This is a genomic window from Leifsonia sp. 466MF, from assembly GCF_900100265.1.
Lineage (GTDB): Bacteria > Actinomycetota > Actinomycetes > Actinomycetales > Microbacteriaceae > Leifsonia.
The window spans coordinates 3445876-3461625 of sequence record NZ_LT629696.1 but is presented as its reverse complement, the minus strand read 5'-3'; the positions used below and the strand labels follow the sequence as shown (position 1 = coordinate 3461625).

At 69.0% G+C, this 15750-nt stretch carries 18 protein-coding genes; 9 read left to right on the top strand and 9 right to left on the bottom strand.

Annotation, left to right across the window (positions count from 1 at the left end; translation table 11 throughout):
* Positions 1-24 precede the first annotated feature (24 nt).
* Both BLR91_RS16480 and BLR91_RS16475 read left to right on the top strand, forming a co-directional pair.
* Complete coding sequence (locus BLR91_RS16480) at positions 25-318, top strand: GNAT family N-acetyltransferase (protein WP_020075954.1); 294 nt, start codon at positions 25-27, stop codon at positions 316-318.
* Between the two features lie 52 nt (positions 319-370).
* Positions 371-1327 (top strand): quinone oxidoreductase family protein, encoded by a 957-nt coding sequence (locus BLR91_RS16475; protein ID WP_231918960.1) that lies wholly within the window; start codon positions 371-373, stop codon positions 1325-1327.
* 6 nt (positions 1328-1333) lie between these two features.
* Here the strand turns inward: BLR91_RS16475 and BLR91_RS16470 are convergent, their stop codons facing one another.
* Both BLR91_RS16470 and BLR91_RS16465 read right to left on the bottom strand, forming a co-directional pair.
* Positions 1334-1699, bottom strand: coding sequence for a hypothetical protein (locus tag BLR91_RS16470; RefSeq protein ID WP_018189344.1), 366 nt, complete (start codon positions 1697-1699; stop codon positions 1334-1336).
* Between the two features lie 64 nt (positions 1700-1763).
* Positions 1764-1988 (bottom strand): hypothetical protein, encoded by a 225-nt coding sequence (locus BLR91_RS16465; protein WP_018189345.1) that lies wholly within the window; start codon positions 1986-1988, stop codon positions 1764-1766.
* Positions 1989-2149: 161 nt separating this feature from the next.
* Here BLR91_RS16465 and BLR91_RS16460 point away from each other — a divergent pair, with 161 nt between their 5' ends.
* Positions 2150-3160: an SDR family NAD(P)-dependent oxidoreductase gene (locus tag BLR91_RS16460; protein ID WP_089879992.1), complete on the top strand. Its 1011-nt coding sequence runs from the start codon at positions 2150-2152 to the stop codon at positions 3158-3160.
* A gap of 20 nt (positions 3161-3180) precedes the next feature.
* Here BLR91_RS16460 and BLR91_RS16455 read toward each other — a convergent pair whose 3' ends face one another.
* A complete protein-coding gene (locus BLR91_RS16455; protein WP_089881743.1) occupies positions 3181-4155 on the bottom strand; it encodes an SDR family NAD(P)-dependent oxidoreductase in 975 nt (324 codons plus the stop codon).
* A gap of 136 nt (positions 4156-4291) precedes the next feature.
* Here BLR91_RS16455 and BLR91_RS16450 point away from each other — a divergent pair, with 136 nt between their 5' ends.
* Positions 4292-4807, top strand: a complete 516-nt coding sequence (locus tag BLR91_RS16450) for a DUF2231 domain-containing protein (protein WP_089879996.1) — start codon at positions 4292-4294, stop codon at positions 4805-4807.
* Between the two features lie 41 nt (positions 4808-4848).
* The gene (locus BLR91_RS16445) at positions 4849-6480 is read left to right on the top strand and encodes a RecQ family ATP-dependent DNA helicase (RefSeq protein ID WP_331710725.1); all 1632 of its coding nucleotides are present in this window, start codon (positions 4849-4851) and stop codon (positions 6478-6480) included.
* Positions 6481-6535: 55 nt separating this feature from the next.
* Here the strand turns inward: BLR91_RS16445 and ykgO are convergent, their stop codons facing one another.
* On the bottom strand, positions 6536-6658 hold the full coding sequence (ykgO, locus tag BLR91_RS16440) for a type B 50S ribosomal protein L36 (RefSeq protein WP_018189355.1): 123 nt from the start codon (positions 6656-6658) through the stop codon (positions 6536-6538).
* Positions 6659-6727: 69 nt separating this feature from the next.
* On the bottom strand, positions 6728-7579 hold the full coding sequence (locus BLR91_RS16435; protein ID WP_089880002.1) for a trypsin-like serine protease: 852 nt from the start codon (positions 7577-7579) through the stop codon (positions 6728-6730).
* A 319-nt stretch (positions 7580-7898) separates the two neighbouring features.
* Here BLR91_RS16435 and BLR91_RS16430 point away from each other — a divergent pair, with 319 nt between their 5' ends.
* From BLR91_RS16430 to BLR91_RS16420, 3 genes are all read left to right on the top strand, one after another.
* Positions 7899-8456, top strand: a complete 558-nt coding sequence (locus BLR91_RS16430; protein WP_089880006.1) for a dihydrofolate reductase family protein — start codon at positions 7899-7901, stop codon at positions 8454-8456.
* Between the two features lie 143 nt (positions 8457-8599).
* Complete coding sequence (locus BLR91_RS16425) at positions 8600-10333, top strand: ABC transporter ATP-binding protein (RefSeq protein WP_089880009.1); 1734 nt, start codon at positions 8600-8602, stop codon at positions 10331-10333.
* Between the two features lies 1 nt (position 10334).
* Positions 10335-12314, top strand: coding sequence for an ABC transporter ATP-binding protein (locus tag BLR91_RS16420; RefSeq protein ID WP_089880011.1), 1980 nt, complete (start codon positions 10335-10337; stop codon positions 12312-12314).
* A gap of 143 nt (positions 12315-12457) precedes the next feature.
* Here the strand turns inward: BLR91_RS16420 and BLR91_RS16415 are convergent, their stop codons facing one another.
* Together BLR91_RS16415 and BLR91_RS16410 are read right to left on the bottom strand one after the other, a co-directional pair.
* The gene (locus tag BLR91_RS16415; protein WP_089880013.1) at positions 12458-13024 is read right to left on the bottom strand and encodes a hypothetical protein; all 567 of its coding nucleotides are present in this window, start codon (positions 13022-13024) and stop codon (positions 12458-12460) included.
* A gap of 24 nt (positions 13025-13048) precedes the next feature.
* Positions 13049-14197: a zinc-dependent alcohol dehydrogenase gene (locus tag BLR91_RS16410; protein ID WP_089880017.1), complete on the bottom strand. Its 1149-nt coding sequence runs from the start codon at positions 14195-14197 to the stop codon at positions 13049-13051.
* A 147-nt stretch (positions 14198-14344) separates the two neighbouring features.
* Between BLR91_RS16410 and BLR91_RS16405 the strand changes: the two genes are divergently transcribed.
* The gene (locus BLR91_RS16405; protein WP_089880022.1) at positions 14345-14743 is read left to right on the top strand and encodes a hypothetical protein; all 399 of its coding nucleotides are present in this window, start codon (positions 14345-14347) and stop codon (positions 14741-14743) included.
* 55 nt (positions 14744-14798) lie between these two features.
* Here the strand turns inward: BLR91_RS16405 and BLR91_RS16400 are convergent, their stop codons facing one another.
* Both BLR91_RS16400 and BLR91_RS16395 read right to left on the bottom strand, forming a co-directional pair.
* On the bottom strand, positions 14799-15080 hold the full coding sequence (locus tag BLR91_RS16400) for a hypothetical protein (RefSeq protein ID WP_018189363.1): 282 nt from the start codon (positions 15078-15080) through the stop codon (positions 14799-14801).
* A gap of 104 nt (positions 15081-15184) precedes the next feature.
* Positions 15185-15727 carry a type 1 glutamine amidotransferase domain-containing protein gene (locus tag BLR91_RS16395; RefSeq protein WP_018189364.1) on the bottom strand — a complete coding sequence of 181 codons (543 nt, stop codon included), beginning with the start codon at positions 15725-15727 and terminating at the stop codon, positions 15185-15187.
* Positions 15728-15750: the final 23 nt, after the last annotated feature.

The window sequence follows — 15750 nt, the reverse complement described above, 5'->3', positions numbered from 1 at the left end:
CACGACGGACGTACGATGGGCCACATGGCCACCGAGTTCAGCGATCAGACGGATGCGAGCCGCTACGCGATGCACGTCGACGGCGAGCTCGTCGGCGTGCTCGACTACCGCATCCTCGGCGACTCCATCTCCCTGACGCGCGCCTTCACCGTGCCGCACCACCGGGGCAAGGGCTACGCCGCGCAGCTGGTCGAGTACGCGGTCGGCGAGATCGAGAAGGGCGGGACGCTGCGGATCGTGCCGATGTGCTGGTACGTGGCCGACTGGTTCGAGGCGCACCCGGAACGCGCTGCCCTGCTGCAGCGCCGGGCGGGCTGACCGCCCGATGACAGCTGAGGGGTCGGCCGTTCCTTCGCGTCTCGTCGCGCGGGTGTCACGGTTCGGCGACCCGACGGCCATGGTGCTGGCCCGTGAGGCGGTGCGTCCGCCGCGGGGCAACGAGGTCGTCGTGCGAGTGACGCACGCCTCCCTCGGTGCGACGGATGTGCTGGCCCGGCGCGGCGGGTACGTGCTGCAGCCGGCTCCCGGCTTCATCACGGGATACGACTTCGTCGGTGAGCTCGTCACGGAGTCGGCGGTGTCGGTCGCCCTGGGCCTGCGCGTCGGCGCCCGCGTGGTCGCCGCGCTTCCGCGGATGGGCGCTCACGCGACGTTCGTCACGGTCGCTCCGACACTGCTCGTCGCCCTCCCCGCAGACCTCGACCCGGAGAAGGCCGCGGTGCTCCCGCTCGACGGGGTGACCGCGGGGCACGCCCTCGATCTCGCAGGCGCGGGGGACAGCATCCTGGTGCAGGGCGCGTCCGGAGCCGTCGGGATGCTCGCCGCACAGCTGGCCCTGCGTGCCGGACGGACCGTGATCGGCACCGCCTCCGCCCGCAGCCGCGCCGCGATCGCCGACCTCGGCATCCCGCTGGTCGACTACGGCGCTTCCGACTGGCCCGCCCTGGTTCGCGAGGCGGCGGGCGGCGGGGTGGATGCGGCGATCGACCACACGGGCTCACCGCGCGTCCGCGAGGTGCTCGCCTCCGAGGGCGTGCTCGTCCGCACGGGCTTCGCCGGGCGCGCCGGGCAGGAGCGGGCCGACGCCGTCCGGGGGTTCGCCCGGGCCGCGCGCGACCGGTCGGAGCGTATCTGCAGCGCCCCGCTGTTCATCGCGACCCGCCGCACCGCCTACCGCCGCCTCCTCTCGTCGCTCCTCGCCGACGTCGCCGCCGGCGGGTTGCGCACGGCGGAGCCGGTGGAGTTCCCGCTCTCCGAGGTGTGGGAGGCGCACCGGGCGGCCGAGTCAGCGGCGCCGGGACGCAAGGTCGTCCTCACGATGGTCTGAGCCGGCTCAGAACGCGAACATCTGCCCCAGTACGACCACGGCGATGATGAAGAGCACGACGATCCCCGCGATGGTGACCACCGCGCGAGCCGACAGGCGCGCGATCCCGAAGCCGACCAGGAACGGCAGCGCCAGGCAGCCGAGCGCGAGCACCCACCAGAAGGCCGCATAACCGCCCGCCGACGCTGACTCCAGGCGCCCGCCGAACAGCTTCTGGGTCGTGGGATGCGTCGCGAACGCGATGCAGGCCGACAGCGGATACGCGATCAGCACGGCGGTGATGAGGCCTGCGAACGCCCCCCAGAGCCCCCGCTTCTCGCCCAGCTGGAGCGTCTCCTCGTGGTGCGGCCCTTGGCGGCTCTTGGTGCTCATGGCGCACAGCATAGCCAGCGGCCCGGCCGCCGGGAATGCAGCAGAACGTCGGCGCTCAGGGCCGTCAGAAGTCGTCGTCGGAGCCGATGACGACCGGCACGCACTCCGAGAAGCGGTACCGGATCAGTTCGGGCCACAGCGTCGAATCGCACAGGTCGAACACATCCATCACCGCCGCTCCGCCGATGTGTGACGGCAGGCGCAGCTCGAAGGGCGGTTCGCTGGTCCGTTCGAACTCGATCTCGAAGGCATCGTCGTCGCGCTCCAGCACGGCGAGAACTGTCTCCATGGTGGCCCTCCCTCGACGGATGGATCGTCTGTTCCCACCGTTACGCCCCGACGTCGTCGTGGCAAGCCCTGGCGTGCCGGCATCCTGCCGTCGATTGGCAGCATTCTTTCTGGCACTTGGTGTCATAATCGGCTCACAAACCCGACGAGGAAGGGACGACGATGACCGAATCGAAGCCGCTGACGGCGCACAGCACCATCGGCGAATGGCTGGATCACCCGAAGGGCGCTCCGCTCATTCGGGGGCTGCTCGCCCAGGCGGGAGTGGGCGAGGAGATGCTCGCACCGGTGCGGGGGCTTCCGCTCCAGCAGCTGGTCGCGCTCAGCCAGGGGCAGCTGCCGCAGTCCGTCGTCGACGACCTGGTGCTGCAGGCCAACGACGGTGTCATGCCCGAGGATGTGGAGACCGGCTGGGTGGAGAAGGTCACCCCGGGCCGCTTCGACGGCCGCACGGTGATCGTCACCGGTGCTGCGTCGGGGATCGGCCGGGCGACCGCGTCCCGCATCGCGCGCGAGGGCGGCCGAGTGATCGCCGTGGACATCTCCGCGGAGCGCCTGGACGAGCTCGCGTCGAGCCTTCCGGCCGGCGCGGTCACCACCGTGGTGGGCGACATCACCAAACAGGACGACATCGACGGCATCGTGGCCGCCGCCGGAGACCGCATCGACGCCCTGGCGAACGTCGCGGGCGTCAACGACGACTTCTCGCCGGCGCACGAGACCTCCGACGCCGTCTGGGACCGTACGATCGGCATCAATCTGACCGGCGGGTTCAAGCTCACGCGGGCGGTGCTCCCCGCCATGCTGCAGGCGGGTGCCGGCTCGATCGTCAACGTGGCGTCGGAGGCCGGCCTGCGCGGGAACGCGTCCGGCACCGCGTACACCGTCTCCAAGCACGGCGTCATCGGTCTCACCCGCAGCACGGCGTTCATGTACGGCCCGCAGGGCATCCGGATCAATGCCGTCGCCCCGGGCGGAGTGGCCACCGGCATCCCGATGCCCGCGCACCCGTCGGAGGCCGGGACCGCGCGACTCACCCCGTTCCAGCAGCAGATCCCGACCATCGCGACCGCCGAGCAGCTGGCCGCGTCGATCACCTTCCTGCTCAGCGACGACGGCGTCAACATCAACGGCGCGGTGCTTCCGAGCGACGGCGGCTGGTCGGTCCAGTAACTGCCGCAGGGGGGTGACGGTCAGCTGCGCTGGTCGCGCCTCGAACGGATGGCGTAGGCGGTGCCGGCCGTGAGTGCTGCGAGCAGCAGCACGCGGCCGGCCTGCTTGCGCCGGCCGCCCCAGCCACCCGTCACGCCGAGCGGAGCGCCGGACGGCCTGTCGAGGTTTCCGGATGTCGGAGCGGCCGGCGCCTTCCGGAACTGGCCGATCTCCGTCTGCCGGGCGATCGCCGCCTCCACCGCCTGAGGGTGCCGACGGTGCTGGCGGACCATCGCCCTGCCGGCGCCGCTGACCGTCCGCTCCGGTGTCCCCGGCCGCTTCCATGCGGCGACGATCTGCTTCACCGCATCCGTCGGCGGATAGACCGGAGGAAGGGCCTGCAGGGCGCGGCCGGTGCGGTTGCCCGCGTGCTGGAAGATCGGGGTGTCCAGGGTGGGCGGCAGCACGGTCACCACGTGCACCGGCGACTTCGCCAGCGACAGCTCGGAACGCAGGCTGCGCCCGAGGGCGATCACCGCGGCCTTCGACATCGAGTACGCCGCCGTGTACGGCTGCGGCACCTCTCCGAGGATGGATGCGACGTTGATGATCGTGCCGGATCGCTGGCGCAGCATGACGCGCAGCGCGCTCCTGCTGCCGTTCGCGTAGCCGTGGATGTCGACGTCCAGAATGCGCTCGAACTCGGCAGGCGGCTGCTCCCAGAACACTCCGTAGCTGCTGACCGCGGCCGCGTTGATCCACACGTCGAGCCGGCCGTGACGGGCGATGGCGGTGTCGACGGCGCGGTCGCTCGTCTCGCGGTCGGCCGTGTCGCCGGCCACAGTGACGACATCGCGGGCTCCCTTGGCCGTGCACTCGGCGGCGACGTCCTGAAGGGCGGTTGCGCCGCGGGCGACGAGCACCAGCCTCGCGTGGCGCTTGGCGAACTCCACGGCGGTTCCCCGGCCCAGGCCGCTGGATGCTCCGGTGATGACGACGACAGGGGATGCGCTCATGCCGCCGACGGTAGGCGCTGCGGCCGGATGCCGTGAGGCCTTGACAGCGCCATACTCGCGCGGTGGCCGCGCGTGAAGGGTCTGCCGCGCGCTGACCGCCGGTCCGACGATCGGGGGACAGAAGAAGGAGCACACCATGACCGCCACTGACAACGACACCGGCTTCCGCCGCGCCAAGCGGCCCCGTTCCGTCATCGCCGGCCCCTACGGCCACCCGTTCCACGCGACCGTCGTCACCATCCCGATCGGCGCCTGGACGGCCGCTGTCGTGTTCGATATCGCGGCCCTGCTCGGTGCCGCGCCGGGCGCGCTGGCGACGGGTGCTCTGTGGCTCGTGGTGATCGGTGTCATCGGCGGCGTCGTGGCCGCGATCCTCGGGCTGCTCGACTTCTCCCAGCTCCCGGCGGGCACCAAGGTGAAGCGCACCGCCGTCTGGCACCTGATCTTCAACTCCACGGCGCTCGTGCTGTTCATCATCAGTGCGATCGTCCGCGCGGGGGACCCCGACCATCCCAGCGTTGCGGGCTTCGTGCTCGCGCTGATCGGCATCCTCGTCGTCGGTGTCTCCGGCTTCCTGGGCGGTGAGCTCGCCTACCGTCACGGCGTCCGCGTCGCAGATGAGCGGGACCAGCAGCGCGCCTACGACGCATGAGCCCGGACCACCCCGTGAGCGGGAGCGGCTACGGTTCTGATGTGTCGCGCATCCAGGAAGTCGCCCGCGAGTCCTTCGGTTGGGAGCAGCTGCGCCCCGGCTTGGCCGAAGCAATGGAGGTCCTCCTCGGCGGGGGCGATGTGCTCGCCATCATGCCCACCGGGTACGGCAAGTCGTCGCTGTATCAGGTGACCGGGACCATCCTCGACGGCGTGACGATCGTCGTCTCGCCGCTGATCTCCCTGCAGGAGGATCAGGTGCGCGCGCTCGGCGAGGCGAGGGATGTGCCGCGCGCGGTCGCCATCAACTCGTCCGCCGGGCAGCGCGAACGCGAGCGCGACTGGGAGGCGCTCAAGTCGGGCGAGGCCGGATTCGCCTTCCTCGCCCCCGAGCAGCTGGCCAACCCGGAGGTGCGTGAGCGGCTGCGCGCCGTCGACGTCTCGCTGTTCGCGGTCGACGAGGCGCACTGCGTCTCCTCGTGGGGCCATGACTTCCGCCCTGACTACCTGCTGCTCGGCGACGTCATCGACGAACTGGGCCATCCACCGGTCGTCGCGATGACGGCGACCGGAGCGCCTCCTGTGCGTGCCGAGATCGGCGAGCGGCTGGGACTCCGCACGCCGCGGTTGTTCGCGACAGGGTTCGACCGCCCGAATCTCCGGCTGGAGGTGGTGCGCCACGAAGAGGATGCGGCGAAGCGTGCCGCCGTCGTGGAGCAGGTCCGTGGGCTGGTGGGCGCCGGGCTCGTCTACGTCGCCACCCGCAAGGACGCCGAGCTGTACGCCGATGAGATCGAGGAGGCCGGCGTCCCGGCGGCGGCCTATCACGCCGGACTGCGCCGAGCCGAGCGCGACGACGTCTACGAGCGCTTCATGGACGGTCGCGCGCGTGTCGTCACGGCCACCAGCGCCTTCGGGATGGGCATCGACAAGCACGATGTGCGCTCGGTCGTCCACGCGTCGGTGACCGACTCCCTCGACAGCTACTACCAGGAGGCGGGACGGGCGGGCCGCGACGGCGAGCCGGCTCGGGTCACCCTGCACTATCGACCGGAGGATTTCGCCCTCACCAAGTTCTTCTCCGGCGGCGGACCGGACGCCGACGAGCTCGCCCGCGTCTTCGGGGCGATCGCCCGCGAGCCGGGCATCACCCGGGCAGGCCTCGCGGAACGCGTGCAGATCAGTGTGCGCTCGCTCGGGCGGCTTCTCGGCCTGCTGCGGGATGCGGACGTGCTCTCCGGGACGGACGACGACCTCCGTGCGGCCGATGTCGTTCCGGGCGATGCGGCCGCGAAGGCGGTCGCCGAAGCAGAGTCGCGACAGCGCATCGAGCACTCCCGCGCGCAGCTGATGCAGGAGTATGCCGAAACGGGAATGTGCCGCCGGCAGTTCCTGCTGGGCTACTTCGGCGAGGAGCTGCCCGAGCCGTGCGGCAACTGCGACACCTGCTCCTCCGGAAGCGCGCAGCGCTGGGCGGCCGAGCACGACGCGACCCGGGAGGACCTGTTCCCGCTCGCCGCGCGCGTACGCCACGAGACGTGGGGCGCGGGCGTTGTCATGCACACGGAGGCGGACCGGCTCACGGTGTTCTTCGACGACGCGGGCTACAAGGTCCTCTCGCTCTCCGCCGTGACGGACGGCGGACTGCTCGAGGTCGTCGGCCCGGCCGCCTGACCTCCGACGACGAAGGGCGCAGGGTCCGTGACCCTGCGCCCTTCTTCCGCGCCGCTCAGCCCTGGCGGGCCTTCATGCGCGGGTTCTTCTTGTTGATGATGAACGTGCGGCCCCGGCGACGCACCACCTGAGCTCCGGGCATCGCCTTGAGCGACTTCACCGAGTTGCGTACCTTCATGACGGACCTCCCTTGTTGAAACCTATTCTCAATAACAATTGAGGATCGTCGTTTATTGCCCGGCTGCGGCTAGATCCCGAATGTGGCCAGCCAGGAATCGACCACCGGGATGTCCAGACGCTGGTAGCCGCCGAGGTAGCGGCAGTTGTCCGTGTAGCCGTAGCTCGTCACCGCGACCAGCTGGTCGCCGAGGAACACCGGGCCGCCCGAGTCGCCGAAGCAGGTCCCGCCGGTTCCGCGGGTGTCGTTCGGGTTGCCGTTGGTCTGCAGGATCTGCGGGGTCAGCTTCTGGCCGGGCATGTCCACGTAACGCCGGATGAGGGGATAGCTCATCGGCTGCGGCTTCTGCGGGCCGGACTCCGGCTTGCGCACCTCTGTTCCATAGCCGACTGCGGTGAACAGCGTCTTCGACAGGTTGCTCGTCTTGATCGCGTCGAGCGTGCCAACGGGCGCGATCTGCGGGTAGCCGGATCCGAACGAGGCCACGGGCTGGTCGAGCACGATGACGCCGACGTCGTTCCAGTTGGCGGTGTCGGTGAAGTCCGAGTAGTCCGGATGCGTGTACGCCGTTCCTGAGTAGTAGCCGGCCGCGGTGATCTCGGCGGCGGTGAACCCGGCGGTCGGGTCGGCGGCGACCGGGAACGGAGCGGGCGGCTGCTCGGCGATCACGGAGTCGAACGTGACGAGTGTCTTGCCCAGCGTCCCCGAGGTGCAGTGTGCGGCGGTCACGACCACCGTCGGCGACACCAGCGTCGCCGAGCACCGGAAGCGCCCGTCGGCGTCGTAGAACAGGATCAGGCCGACGTCGGGATGCTTGTTCCCGTCGGCGACTCCTCCCGTGCTGGCGACGGCGGGTGTGCCGACGGCCAGTCCGGCGAATGCGGCCAGCGCGATGGCGGCGGCCAGGATTCTCTTACGCATGGATCCCCCTTTGGATCGGTAGCGGTTCAGTCCTCCGAGTATGCACATCCCCCAGGCGGGGGCCAAGGCTCGATGCCTGCGCGATGTTCGTTCGAAACCACTTCGATGAGCAGCGTCACGATCACGAGATGGCCCACGTCTTCCTATGTGAAGGGTTCGGGCGAACGGGCCGGACCCCTTCAGGCGATGTGGCGGGGAGTACGGGAACTGTCCCGCCACATCGCCCCCACGCACCGTCGAACCGTTGATCGGGTGCGCCGCGGGCCGTTTCGCGAAAAGGCGTCACCCCCTATGCTGTTCCGGGGGAAAGGGGATTCTGATGGGCGCGATCGCAGTGCACGAGTTCGTGTCGCTGGACGGCGTGTTCGAAGATCCGAGCTGGACGTTCGAGTTCGGGTTCGATCCCGACATGGGCGAGGACATCGGCCGCATCACGCGGGCGTCGGACGCGATCCTGCTCGGCAGGCGCACGTTCGAGATGTTCGCTCCCGCGTGGTCCCCCCGCACCGCCGACGACGATCCGGGTGCGCCGTTCTTCAACGACAGCCCGAAGGGCGTCGTCAGCTCCACCCTGGACGACCAGACCGCTGAGCGCACGTGGCGCAATTCGCGGTCGCTCGGCGCGTACGACGCCGAGCGCATCCGGGCCTTCGCCGACGAGTTCAGCGGCGGGGTGTACATCAGCGGCTCCGGCTCGCTGGTGCGGTCCCTGCTGGCCGACGGACTCGTCGACTCGCTCCATCTGTTCGTCTATCCGCTGGTCCGTGGGACGGGCGCACGCCTGTTCCCCGAGGGAAGCGCGCCCGCTAAGCTGCGGCTGCGTCACCACGACGCCTACGACAACGGCGTCCTCCACCTCCACTACACGGCCGCCTGACACCGCCCGCGTGCGGCCGCCCCATCGCGGCCGCCGGACCGGTTCTCAATTGAGGCCGCTCATCGTCCGCAATCGACGTTAGCCTCGCTCATGGCGGGGCTGCTCCGCCATCACATCCATACACAGCACACCCGGGAATCACTGTGACTCTGCTTCGTCTCTCACTCCGCTTCGTGCGCCCCTACTGGCGCGCGGTGACCGCGGTCGTGGTCCTTCAGCTGATCGCGACCATGGCCGCCCTCTACCTTCCGACCCTCAACGCCCAGATCATCGACAAGGGCGTCGTCACCGGCGACACCGACTTCATCTGGCGCACCGGCGGCATGATGCTCGTCGTCTGCTTCATCCAGGTGATCGCCGCCGTGACGGCCACCTACTTCGGGGCGCGCGCGTCGATGTCCGCGGGCAAGGACATCCGGCGCTCCTTCTACCGCAAGGTGGATGCGCTGCCGTCGCTCGACCTCGCCCGCTGGGGGATGCCGACGCTCATCACGCGCAACACGAACGATGTCCAGCAGGTGCAGATGCTCCTGCTGATGACGTTCAACTTCATGGTGTCCACCCCGATCATGTGCATCGCTGGGATCATCTTCGCGGTGCAGGTCGACGCCGGGCTCTCCTGGCTGATCTGGGTCTCGGTCGCCGTGCTGTTCATCGTCGTCGGCGTCCTCGTCTCGCTCCTGCTGCCGATGTTCCGCATCATGCAGGAGCGCATCGACGGCGTGAACGGCGTCATCCGCGAGCAGATCGTCGGCATCCGCGTCATCCGCGCCTTCGTCCGCGAGCGCTTCGAGACGAAGCGGTACGACGACGCCAACGCGGCCCTCACGCGCATCTCGGTCAAGGTCGGAAACGTCTTCGTGCTGATGTTCCCGATCATCATGCTCATCCTCAACGCGGCGACCGTCGCCGTGCTCTGGTTCGGTGGTCACCGGGTCGACGCCGGCGACATCCAGATCGGCGCGCTGACCGCCTTCCTGCAGTACCTCCTGCAGATCCTGGTCGCGGTCATGATGGGCGTGTTCATGGCCATGATGATCCCGCGCGCCATGGTCTGCGCGGAGCGCATCGAAGAGGTGCTCGGTGCGACGCCCAGCACCGCTCAGGCTCAGGCCGACGCCGACGAGGTCCCGACGAACGGCCGGGTCGAGGTGCAGGATGTCACCTTCGGCTACCCGGGCGCCGAGAAGCCGGTGCTCAGCGACGTGACGTTCACGGCAGAGCCCGGCAAGGTGACCGCGATCGTGGGCTCCACCGGTTCCGGCAAGACCACGCTGGTCTCGGTGATCGCCAACCTGTTCACGCCGCAGAGCGGACACGTCCACATCGGCGGCGTCGCCGTCGACGCGCTCACCCGCAAGCAGATCGCCGGGGTGCTCGGGTTGGTGCCGCAGCGGCCGTACCTCTTCTCCGGGACGATCGCCTCGAACCTGCGCTTCGGGCGTCCGGATGCGACCGACGAGGAGCTCTGGGAGGCGCTGCGCGTAGCCCAGGCCGAGGACTTCGTCCGAGCGAAGGAGCACGGCCTGGACGAGCGCATCTCCCAGGGCGGCACGAACGTCTCCGGCGGTCAGCGCCAGCGACTGTGCATCGCCCGCGCGCTCGTCGCCCAGCCGAAGGTGTACCTCTTCGACGACTCGTTCTCGGCGCTCGACGTCGCGACCGATGCCCGCCTGCGGCGCGCGCTCGCCGAATCCATCGGGGACGCGGCGATGATCGTCGTCGCGCAGCGCGTCTCCACGATCCGCGAAGCCGACACGATCATCGTCATGGACGACGGACGGGTCGTCGGACGCGGCACCCACGACGAACTGCTGGAGACCAACGAGACGTACCGCCAGATCGTCGAGTCGCAGCTGAGCCTGGAGGTGGCCTGAGATGGCACGGACCACAGAACGCAAGAAGCGCGGCGGACGCCCCGAGGAGGGGCAGAACCCGACCGCGAAGGACATCGTCCTCGACGAGCTCGAGGAGGAATACGACTTCACGCCCACCGAAGCCGACGGCGACATGTTCGGCGGAGCACCGGCGAAGAAGGCGGAGAACTTCTGGCCGTCGTTCAAGCGGCTCATGGGACTCCTCAAGCCCGAGTGGCTCGGGATGGCCTGGGTCACCCTCCTCACGGTCGTGTCGGTCGTACTCGTCGTCATCGCGCCGAAGATCCTCGGTGACGCGACCAACGTCATCTTCAACGGCATCTACGTCACGAAGCAGGGCATCGACTTCACGGAGCTCGGGCGCCTCCTGCTCATCGTTCTCACGATGTACCTGGTCGCGTCGCTGCTGCAGTGGTGGCAGGGCTACCTGCTCAACGCCCTCGTCATGCGCGTGGTCTATGGGCTGCGCAAGGATGTGGAGTCGAAGCTCAACCGCCTCCCGCTGAGCTACTTCGACACCCGCCAGCGCGGAGACCTCATGTCCCGCGTGACCAACGACGTCGACAACATCCAGACGGCTCTGCAGCAGGCGTTCTCGCAGCTGATCCAGTCCGTGCTGATGGTCATCGGCATCGGGATCATGATGTTCATCGTGTCGTGGCAGCTCGCGCTGATCGCGCTGATCTCCATCCCGCTCTCCGGCGTGATCGCCGGGGTGATCGGCTCGCGCTCGCAGAAGCTCTTCACCGCGCAGTGGGCTTCGACCGGTTCGCTCAACGGCCACATCGAGGAGTCCTACTCCGGTCTCGACCTGGTGCGCGCCTTCGGCCGCGACGAGGTCATGCTCGGCGAGTTCGACGAGCGCAACTCGAAGCTGCACCGGGCGCAGGTCGGCGCGCAGTTCGTCTCGGGCAGCATCATGCCGGCGATGAACTTCGTCTCGTACCTCTCGTACGTGCTCATCGCGGTCGTCGGCGGCCTGATGGTCGCCGGGCGCACGCTGACCATCGGAGACGCCACCGCGTTCATCCAGTACTCCCGCGAGTTCTCGCAGCCGATCGGGCAGATTGCCGGCATGGCCAACATGCTGCAGTCGGGTGTCGCCTCGGCCGAGCGGACGTTCGAGTTCCTCGACTCGGAGGAGCAGATGCCCGAGACGCCGACGCAGCACCTCCCGGAGCGTGCGGACGGCCGGGTGGAGCTCGACAAGGTGGACTTCTCGTACGACCCCGAGACGCCGCTGATCCAAGACCTCTCGCTCAGCGTCCAGCCGGGCAGCACGGTCGCGATCGTCGGTCCGACGGGAGCGGGCAAGACCACGCTCGTCAACCTGATCATGCGGTTCTACGAGTTGAACGGCGGCACCATCCGCCTCGACGGCATCGACACAACGCACCTGTCGCGGGATGAACTCCGCGGCCAGGTCGGAATGGTGCTGCAGGACGCATGGCTGTTCTCGGGGACCATCCGCGAGAACATCCGGTATGGGCGCCTCGAGGCGACCGACGACGAGGTGATCGAGGCGGCGAAGGCCACCATGGTCGACCGCTTCGTCCGGCAGCTGCCCGACGGCTACGACACGGTGATCGACGCGGAGGGCGGCAACGTCTCGGCCGGTGAGCGCCAGCTCATCACCATCGCCCGGGCGTTCATCGCGAACCCGTCGCTGCTGATCCTCGACGAGGCCACCTCCTCGGTCGACACCCGTACAGAGCTGCTCGTCCAGCACGCGATGGCGGCGCTGCGCACCGACCGGACGTCGTTCGTCATCGCGCACCGCCTGTCCACCATCCGCGACGCGCACACCATCCTCGTGATGGAGCACGGCCGGATCGTCGAGCAGGGCGACCACGCAACGCTTCTCGAGCGGCGCGGGGCGTACTACGACCTGTACATGACGCAGTTCCGCGGCGACGACGCGGGGGCCGAGGTCGACCAGCAGGATGAGGCAGGCGTGCCCGAAGAGGTCGCCGCCCCGTAAGGGTGGCGCGCGGACCGCCTAGCGGGGTTGGGGCGGTCCGCACGCCGGACACCAGTGAACAACCACCGCGGCACCGGGTCACTCTCGTTGACACCGGTGCCGCGGCGTGCGGCTAGACCGAACAGTTCAGCGGTCTGGTGCACCTAGCGTCGGGCGATCTTCACCACCGTACGGACGGCGAACACTCCGGCGAGGACCCACGGCCCCACCACGATGATCGGGTCGAGCCACGTGTGCTTCACGTCCGCGCGGCGAACCCCGAACCGCGACGACACGGGATGGTGGCCTGCTTCGCCCAGGACGCCCGACTCCGTGATCGGGTCGTCGGGCCGGCGGGACGCGAGCGACTTCACATGTGCGCCCACCGACTCCACCCGGTCGCCCAGCACCAGCAGCAGCCAGTGCGCGGTCTGCCCCTCGCTGTAGCGGTCGTAGGCGAAGCGGCGGATCGCGCCCGAGACGCCGTGGAGCGGTTGAGCCGTTCCGAACACCGGCGTCATCCGGGTGTGCTCGATCGAGCGCTCTCGCCCCTGTACGGGCTGTTGCTGCTCCGGGATCTCCCAGTGCGCACCGGGCGGCTCCAGGTCGAGACGCTCCCGCGGGTGCGACGGCCGGTCGGCCGGGTCGCTGTCGACTCCCCAGCCGGGGATGCGCCTGCGGAGCTCCTCCGGGTCGTACTTCTTCGTGTGATCTGTGGCGACGTACGGCATCTGCTGTCCTCCCTCGATCCGTGGTTACGCGGCGCTCGGCACGACGAGCGGCTTGATGATCCCGTCGAGCTTCGACGAGAACAGGTGGTACCCCTCTGCGATGTGCTCCAGGGGGATGCGGTGGGTGACGATGTCCGACGGCGTGAGGTATCCGTTCCGGACATGCTCGAACAGGCGGGGCCACTGACGTTTCACCGGGCACTGGTTGGTGTGGATGGTGAGGCCCTTGTTCATGGCGTCGCCGAACTTCACCGCGCTGAACAGCGGGCCGTACGCCCCCATCACGGAGATCGTGCCGCCTTTGCGCACAGAGTCGATCGCCCAGTTCAGCGCGATCGGGGAACCGCCCTGCAGCTTCAGCTTCGAGGCGGTGATGTGCTGTAGCGCAGCGCCGTCGGCCTCCGCACCCACCGCGTCGATGACGACGTCCGCGCCGAGGCCGTCGGTCGCCCGCTTGAGCGTGAGCACCACATCCCCCAGCTCGACGAAGTTGTACGTCTCGGCGTGCGCGAACTCGCGCGCCTTGGCCAGCCGGTAGTCGAGGTGGTCGACCACGATGACCCGGCCGGCGCCCATCAGCCACGACGACTTCGCGGCGTACAGGCCCACCGGGCCGGCACCGAACACGACGACCGTGTCGCCCTCGACGATGTCACCGAGCTGGGCGCCGAAGTAGCCGGTGGGAAGGGCGTCCGTGAGCGTGACGGCGTCCTCGTCCGACATCCAGTCCGGGATGATCGTCGGCCCGACATCGGCGAGAGGGACCCGGACGTACTCGGCCTGGCCGCCGTCGTAGCCGCCGGTCGTGTGCGAGTAGCCGTAGATTCCCCCGACAGCGGTGGCGTTCGGGTTCACGTTGTGGCAGTTGGAGTAGAGCCCCCGCCGGCAGAAGTAGCAGGTGCCGCAGAAGATGTTGAACGGCACCATCACCCGGTCGCCGACCTTCAGCGTCTGGACGTCCGGCCCGACTTCGTCTACCACCCCGATGAACTCGTGGCCGAACGTGTGGCCGATCCGGGTGTCCGGCATCATGCCGTGGTAGAGGTGCAGGTCGGATCCGCAGATCGCGGCCAGCGTGACCCGGACGATGGCGTCTCCCGGGTGCTCGATTGTGGGTCGGTCCTTCTCCTCCACGCGGACCTTGTACGGGCCGCGGTACGTCATCGCCAACATGGCTCTCCTCTCGTCCCGACCCACTTCATGCCGGATGCACGAGTGAATCGAGGAGTTGACAGCCGGGAGGGGCGGTGTAGCCCTACACCTTTTTGCTAGGCAAGTGAACGAGTTGCCGAGCGGGTCGGAGCGCCGTACAACGGGGACATGACGAAAGACGAGCGCGCCTCCCTGCCTCCCGGACCCGACTTCTCTTACGGCGGGTACACGGTGAAGCTGGAGCCCGAGCACGGGCAGACCGGGCGCTGGCGCGTTGTTGACGACGAGAACTACTACGGTCTGGTGGCCGCGGCGGAGCCGCTCCGGGGTGAGCCCGAGGTCCATTTCGCGGCGCACTTCCCGGGCGAGGAGGACATCCCGCCGATGAAGATCGTGCCGCTCTGGACGCTGGCGGTCGAGTTCCTGCTAGATGCGGGCAAGGGCGAGGCGCTGTGGGGCCTCCCCGACGACCGGACGGCGCCGCATCCCATCGTCGCCGACGCCCTTCCGGAACCGTCCGCCGAGCCCGAGCCCGAGCCCGAAGCCGACGCGAGCAGGCAGGCCTGAGACGCACGAAGGCCCGGAGCCGAGCGGCTCCGGGCCTTCGTCGCGTCGCGTCGCGTTACGCGGTGACGCCGATCGCGAAGCTGACGGCTCCCTGGTCGTCGACCTGTGCATCGAGCACCTTGTCGTCGAGGACCTCGGCCGCCTGCGTCTCGAGGAAGATGCGGGCGCCGCCCGACTCGACCACCTGGTCCGAAGGGTCCGGCTCCGGGGTGACCGCCGCGGCGAACGCGGTGTTGTCGGGGTTGCTGCTGCTGATCCGCAGACCCGCGGAGTCGTCCGGGGACTGGTCGGTCAGCGTCTTGACGATGGTGCTGGCGTTCTCGGTGAGGGTGAGCATGTGCTCTCCTTCCTATCGATGGTCCAGGAGTCGACTACGTTCCCGCGCACTCCGGCCGACCGCAACCGGCTCGGAGGCCATTGCCAGGGAACGCTCACGCGGCTCTACTCGAAGGCCTTCACGAGCTCGCGGTCGAAGGCGTCCAGGTCGTCGGGCTTGCGCGACGAGACGAGGGTGAACGGGCCGTCGTCGACCACGACCTCCTCGTCGACCCAGGTCGCCCCTGCGTTGCGGTAGTCCGTCTGCAGGCTCGGCCAGCTGGTCAGTGTCCGGCCGCCCACGACGCCCGCCTCGATCAGCACCCAGCCTCCGTGGCAGATGACGGCAATGGGCTTGCCGGCCGCGGCGAAGTCCTTCACCAGCGACACGGCCTCGGGGAACGTGCGCACCTGGTCGCCGTTGGCGACACCGCCCGGCAGCACGAGGGCGTCGAACTGGTCGGCGCTCGCAGAGCCGAGGGTCACATCCACAGGGAAGGTGTCGGCCGGCGTCAGGTGGTTGAACGCCTGCACCTCGCCTTCGTCCTTCGACACGAGCTTGGGCGTGCCGCCCGCCTCGGTCACCGCCTGCCAGGGCTGCACGAGCTCGGCCTGCTCGATGCCCTCGGGACCCACCAGGAATGCGATCGTCTTGTTGGTCAATGCCATGTTGTTCGTCTCCTTCCGATGCC

Bases quoted from the DNA above. Each gene is read 5' to 3' on its own strand.
- BLR91_RS16435 (WP_089880002.1), bottom strand. From the start codon at position 7,579: ATGCGTAAGAGAATCCTGGCCGCCGCCATCGCGCTGGCCGCATTCGCC.
- BLR91_RS16410 (WP_089880017.1), bottom strand. From the start codon at position 14,197: ATGTTGGCGATGACGTACCGCGGCCCGTACAAGGTCCGCGTGGAGGAG.
- ykgO (WP_018189355.1), bottom strand. From the start codon at position 6,658: ATGAAGGTACGCAACTCGGTGAAGTCGCTCAAGGCGATGCCCGGAGCT.
- BLR91_RS16460 (WP_089879992.1), top strand. From the start codon at position 2,150: ATGACCGAATCGAAGCCGCTGACGGCGCACAGCACCATCGGCGAATGG.
- BLR91_RS16395 (WP_018189364.1), bottom strand. From the start codon at position 15,727: ATGGCATTGACCAACAAGACGATCGCATTCCTGGTGGGTCCCGAGGGC.
- BLR91_RS16465 (WP_018189345.1), bottom strand. From the start codon at position 1,988: ATGGAGACAGTTCTCGCCGTGCTGGAGCGCGACGACGATGCCTTCGAG.
- BLR91_RS16450 (WP_089879996.1), top strand. From the start codon at position 4,292: ATGACCGCCACTGACAACGACACCGGCTTCCGCCGCGCCAAGCGGCCC.
- BLR91_RS16480 (WP_020075954.1), top strand. From the start codon at position 25: ATGGCCACCGAGTTCAGCGATCAGACGGATGCGAGCCGCTACGCGATG.
- BLR91_RS16420 (WP_089880011.1), top strand. From the start codon at position 10,335: ATGGCACGGACCACAGAACGCAAGAAGCGCGGCGGACGCCCCGAGGAG.
- BLR91_RS16415 (WP_089880013.1), bottom strand. From the start codon at position 13,024: ATGCCGTACGTCGCCACAGATCACACGAAGAAGTACGACCCGGAGGAG.
- BLR91_RS16470 (WP_018189344.1), bottom strand. From the start codon at position 1,699: ATGAGCACCAAGAGCCGCCAAGGGCCGCACCACGAGGAGACGCTCCAG.
- BLR91_RS16400 (WP_018189363.1), bottom strand. From the start codon at position 15,080: ATGCTCACCCTCACCGAGAACGCCAGCACCATCGTCAAGACGCTGACC.
- BLR91_RS16430 (WP_089880006.1), top strand. From the start codon at position 7,899: ATGGGCGCGATCGCAGTGCACGAGTTCGTGTCGCTGGACGGCGTGTTC.
- BLR91_RS16405 (WP_089880022.1), top strand. From the start codon at position 14,345: ATGACGAAAGACGAGCGCGCCTCCCTGCCTCCCGGACCCGACTTCTCT.
- BLR91_RS16455 (WP_089881743.1), bottom strand. From the start codon at position 4,155: ATGAGCGCATCCCCTGTCGTCGTCATCACCGGAGCATCCAGCGGCCTG.